The organism is Erwinia sp. (genome assembly GCF_031978025.1).
In the GTDB taxonomy this organism is placed as follows: domain Bacteria; phylum Pseudomonadota; class Gammaproteobacteria; order Enterobacterales; family Enterobacteriaceae; genus Erwinia.
In genome coordinates this window covers 1-5,320 of the sequence record NZ_DALZCD010000086.1, presented here as the reverse complement: position 1 = coordinate 5,320, position 5,320 = coordinate 1, and the positions used below count along the sequence as shown (strand labels likewise).

At 45.4% G+C, this 5,320-nt stretch carries 4 protein-coding genes; 1 reads left to right on the top strand and 3 read right to left on the bottom strand.

The features are described from left to right. Positions 1-102: 102 nt before the first annotated feature. The 3 genes from RTK32_RS09030 to RTK32_RS09020 form a co-directional block, all read right to left on the bottom strand. Positions 103-1,056, bottom strand: a complete 954-nt coding sequence (locus tag RTK32_RS09030; RefSeq protein ID WP_312043191.1) for an ATP-grasp fold amidoligase family protein — start codon at positions 1,054-1,056, stop codon at positions 103-105. Between the two features lie 341 nt (positions 1,057-1,397). Continuing rightward, complete coding sequence (locus RTK32_RS09025; RefSeq protein ID WP_409451078.1) at positions 1,398-2,342, bottom strand: ATP-grasp fold amidoligase family protein; 945 nt, start codon at positions 2,340-2,342, stop codon at positions 1,398-1,400. 8 nt (positions 2,343-2,350) lie between these two features. After that, positions 2,351-3,607 carry a polysaccharide biosynthesis protein gene (locus RTK32_RS09020; RefSeq protein WP_312043188.1) on the bottom strand — a complete coding sequence of 419 codons (1,257 nt, stop codon included), beginning with the start codon at positions 3,605-3,607 and terminating at the stop codon, positions 2,351-2,353. Positions 3,608-4,148: 541 nt separating this feature from the next. Here RTK32_RS09020 and RTK32_RS09015 point away from each other — a divergent pair. After that, positions 4,149-4,544 (top strand): transposase, encoded by a 396-nt coding sequence (locus RTK32_RS09015; protein ID WP_125290204.1) that lies wholly within the window; start codon positions 4,149-4,151, stop codon positions 4,542-4,544. The last annotated feature ends 776 nt before the right edge of the window (positions 4,545-5,320 follow it).

The window sequence follows — 5,320 nt, the reverse complement described above, 5'->3', positions numbered from 1 at the left end:
AATACTAAAGACGTGTTTGTCGGAATCATGGGCCATACGCCAGCCGATTACTCGCTGCCGTAAAACGCGTAAAGCCGCATGATATTCATGCGGCTTTCGTCTTTATACTTTCTTCAGTGCGCCGGACATAGCCGCCGCTTCGCCGCCAATGGCCTTCAATGTTTTCGGCTTACGTTCCTGCAGCCACATATCGCCCATCATTTTATCCAGCCCCTGATCCAGACCGGTTACCATGCCTGCACCTGGCGTAAAGGTCAGCTCACCGAAGTAGATCTGTCCTTCACTGATATACCAGTCAACGCGCACATAGTCGAAGTCGCTGGCCAGCTTTTTACTCAGCGCCAGGGCTTTCTCCAGCGTTTCCAAATCGCCACTGATATCCAGCCCCGTATCGCGAATCTTGTAGAAGCAGGATTTCAGCGTGTTCACATAGAAATTCATCGACAGCGGTGCATTGCCACAGCGGTTATAAATAATCTGCAAAACGTACTCGAAAGTGCCGTCTTTTTTATTGAACATATGGAACTTGTAGTCAACGGCAGCAAACTTGCCGTCGCCAACATACTGTTCAACCAGAATGCGTGGCTTAATGTAGCGATAGTGAATTTCACGTGCTTCGTGCGAAAAATCCCGGCTCAGCCACTCCTCACAGCGCTTGATCAGCAGCTGCTTCTGTAAGCAGTCCGGTTCTTCCAGCAAAATCTCCACCATGCCCGATCCGTGATTAGGCTTAACTACGGTGTTCTTCAGCGAGCTCAGCCCTAACAACGTAACAGGATCGGCCGTCTCATGCAGAAGAGGGATTAAGTATTCATCCCCAATGGTCTGCGAAATATAGTCGCGTACCAACAGCTTATCTGAAAGCATCCCGTAACGCAGGTAGTCACCGGTGACAAACTTGCGGTACAACACCTTCTCATTAAACAGTTTCGGCTGGTGTATGTTAGGTAACTTTTTAAATTTATGCAGATAATAAATTCTGTCCTGATAAGACCAGGGCATTTTTTTGAAAAGGAACAGGAAACCTTTTCTTATTTCTGCTTTGAGTTTTAGCATTTTTGACCTCATTGGCAGGCTTTATAATTGTGTGAGGAAAAATGTGTTCAGAATTAGCGTCTTCTCGCTACCTGAAACCGCGACACGCGCGTCTCATTTTTCCCGGCAGGCATAAAAAATCCGTCAGCTGCTTTACCCCGTTTAAGCAGTTTTCCTGCTCACGGTCTCTGCTTCCTGCAAGACAACACCAGATTCATGCCTCTGGCGTCAGAAGAGAGAAAACTGACTGACGAAAAGCCCGTTAAGGACAGAGTAAGCGGGCTTCTTGCTTACCGTATGGCCCTCACGGGACAACAACTTCTTTTTTACCGAACAGGCGGCCCAGGGCCAGCCTGAATTTATTAGGGCTTCTTCACCACCGACGGCGCGCTTTCTTGCCGGTCTGGCAGAGAGGCGGCCTGGCCATCCTGCAGCCATATCTTACCCATCATCTCGTCCAGCCCGTGATTCAGCATCGGCATCAGGCCAGCACCTGGCGTGAAGGTCAGCTCACTGAAATAGACGTCGCCCTGACTGATAAACCAGTCAACCCGCACGTAATCGAAATCGCTGGCCAGCTTTTTACTCAGCGCCAGCGTCTTCTCCAGCGCGGCCCGGTTATGGCTGATATCCATGCCGTTATCAAAGCGACGGTAAAAACTGCTATCAAGATTGTTGACGTAAAACAGCATCGACAGCGGCTGGTTATTGCTACGGTTACAAACGACCTGTAGCACATACTCAAAATGGCCATCCTGCTTGTTAAACATATGGAACTTATAAGCGATCGCGGTGGACTCGCCGTCTCCTACACGCTGCTCAACCATGATCTGCGGTTTGACAGAGCGGTAGTGGATTTCACTCGCTTCGTGCGAGTAATCTTTTGTCAGCCATTCACTGCAGCGCTCAATAAGCTCATGTTTCTCAACGAAGTCAGGTTCGTCCACAAAGACTTTAACCATGCCGGAACCCCGGTTTGGTTTAACGACGGTGTCTTTTAACGTGTCCAGTTCCAGCAGCGTTTCTGGGTTATCGGTAGTGTGTAATAAAGGGATCAGGTAATCCCCACCAATTTTGTGGGCAATATAATCCCGCACCAGAATTTTATCTGATAACGCTGCGTAACAATCGTAATTGCCTTTAATAAACTTGCGAAACAGTACCTTTTCATTAAAGGAATAAGGATGACGAATATGCGGCATCCGTTTAAACCGATGAAAATAATATATTCTGTCCTGGCAGGTCCACGGCATAATTCGGATACAGTTCAGGGCGGCCTTTTTGATTTCTTTTTTTGCGTTTACCATTTTCTTACTCACCTATAGGTTTTGTAGTTGAGTGAGGAAAGCTGCATCCTAAGAATGACTCCATTCTTAAAGAAATAATTCATCAGCGTCAGGGATAACAGCTCGGTCACCAGCACACTCCATGCGGCGCCCGTCAGTCCCCAAAAACGAATGAAAAACCAGTTGGTTACTACGCTAATTGCTACCAGTAAGATAATTTTTACCAGCAGATAGTTAAAGCCGCCCTCTTTCACCATGTAGCGATAGGCTACTGTCCCCATGGCTGAAAAGCAGGTCGCCAGCGAAAGCAAGGTGACCAGATTGCCCGACTGCTGATAGTCATGACCGTAAAGCAGGCTAACAATCTTTTCGCCGAACAGCGCAACGACCAGCAGCATAAACAGCGAAACAGCCACAACGTAGCCATTAAGCCTGGCGGCCAGCCTCAGCGCTACGTCACCCCGCTCACGGAAAATTTCCGAGAAGCTGGAGGTAATAATCGCCACAGGGATAAATATCCAGGAGGCAGAAATTGTATTCGCTGCTGTAAACAAGCCCAGTTCGTGCGCCGATCCCACGCCTACGAGAAAGAACTGCGCCAGCTTAACCTGAATAGAGATAAACACGCTGGAGATCGCCAGGGGTAATCCCGCATGAAACAGGTAGCGCAGATAGCTGCGGTGCTTACGTCTGGACGGCGGGCTGATGGTGTTTTTTTGATAAAACATTGTCCGCTTGATCAGGTACGGCACCAGCGTCACCGCAACAATGGAGAATGACAGCAGTAGCGGATTGAGCTTAAACCATGCGATAGCAAAGCTAATGGCGAAACTGATGATCATTCCCGTTGCGTTAGCCACGGTATTCATGCGCGATTCTAATCGCGCATTGTTATAGACGCTAAAAATGTCCTGGGTAACGAAGATTGCCGACAGAAAAGACGCCACGGCAAAAATCAAAAAGTTTTCACGCATCTCCAGCCAGACCCAGGCCAGCACCGGAAAAGAAAGCAATAATAACAATGCTATACGTAGCTGTTTCGCTACGGCCATCAGCCGCATACCTTTCGAGGCGCTTTTGCTGATGCTTTTAAACAGGATTGTTTCCGTACCAAAAATAGCTATGGTCTGAACAATAGAAAAAATGGATGCAGAAAATGCGATTTGCCCAAAAACAGAGGGGCCAAAAGATTTTGCAACATAGGATGTAACAAAAATTACACCAAAAACCGAAACTACCTTCTCTGACATCATCCAGGCAGCGTTCGAGACGACACTGTGTTTCATTGAAGCTTCCTTCGTAGAACTAATAACTTATAACGAAAGTCAGTACATCCTTGTCTGTCACAGAGAAAGCAAACCTGGCTTGCGCCCGGCAAAAATAAGCGTCAGGAATATTATTTTACGGGCAATAGCGCACCGTTCTTATTTAAAAGATTTATTTTATCAGATCGTTTTTTTTAACGAGCCTTCTGGTTTTCCCTGGGCTTGATACTGGTTAGCAATCTACCTCAGCATGCACAATGCTGGAGAATATCCTGGCACAGTTTTTTTCTTTCGCCTGCTGGATCATTCTGAATTACCGGCTGGCCTTGCTGATGGCATGAAGCGAATTTATAACAAAAAGCGTTTTATCGAAAGCTAACCAGGTGCTTTGCAAATAAAATAGGAGAAATCCCATGATGATATTTATTCATAATCCCTTAACTTAAAGCCTGCAATTCAAATCGCGCACTTAACGTCGCCGCCCTGATTAATGGATAAATTAGATCCATTTTTTAGTGCAGCCATTCTCATCACTTTATAGTTAAGAAAGGTAATAGCATCCATGAGAAAGTCACGATATACAGAAGAGCAAATCACCAGTGCCATTAAAGCATCTGAATGCGGCGTAAAGGTTAAGGAGATTTGTGAAGAACTGGGGATTTCTGAGGCCACATTCTATAGCTGGAAAAAGAAATATGCCGGACTCTTCTCTGAAGAGGGGAGAAAAATCAAGGAGTTAGAAGAGCGCGTGCACAGTATGGAGCGGGAACTCCAGATGCTTTCTTCGGATAAAGAAATGCTGCAGAGCGTATTGAAAAACTTCTTTACCACCAATGATAAACGGCAGGCGGTTAATTTTCTTCAGGATACTTTTGATATTGGTACCCGCCGTAGCTGCCGTTTGCTGGATATTAGCCGTAGCGTTTATCACTATCCTTACAACTGTGAGAATCAATAAGTGCGATGCAACACGCACTTTTTTTACTGCTCAGGACCAAATTAAAATATTCCGTTCTTTAATTAAAAAGTACCGTTCCTTTTTGTGGCAACCTGTTTTGGTGATGAGTTTATTCCCATAGCGCTCCACCACCAGGTCACCACGATTGATCGTCACCAGAAAAATTACATACACTTCATATAGTTATGAGCGCATTTATCTTTGCAACCAAAGATAAATGCGCCAGCTATGACATAAAGCTTCCTTACAGATCCCCGCAAAAACACCACTTCTACTTTAGTAATGATAAACCATGGCTGTTTACGAATGATTTACATTTCTCACTGTTCTTTACGCCAGCCTTCTCACCCTCTTTCGCAAAAAAGCCCGTCCATACGGCCTTTACCGCTGCATCAGGGTACTTTCAAGTCCATAAATTATGCAAAAAACCTTAACATTGATGCTTAGCAGAACCATCAGTGATGCCCGACGCTAACATTTTATTGTGATTTATTAATGTATCCGCCCGACAGGGAGGACTCTTTCTTTCGTTTTTTATGATTGTAATTTGAGTTAAGAATGGTTTGTTATTGTCAAAACAGTCTCAAAAAAGGAGGAATAATGAATGAGCAGTAAGAATTGACTGTGTTTGAAAATAACGAAATCCTGTTAACGATTATTCCTATAGCGGAACAATCCGCTGCTGTGTCATAGCAGCGTTTAGGTAATCCGCATTTTTTTATCGTCTCCCGGACAGAAAAGGGTGATAAAAATCACACCTGGAGATAAAAGTTTCC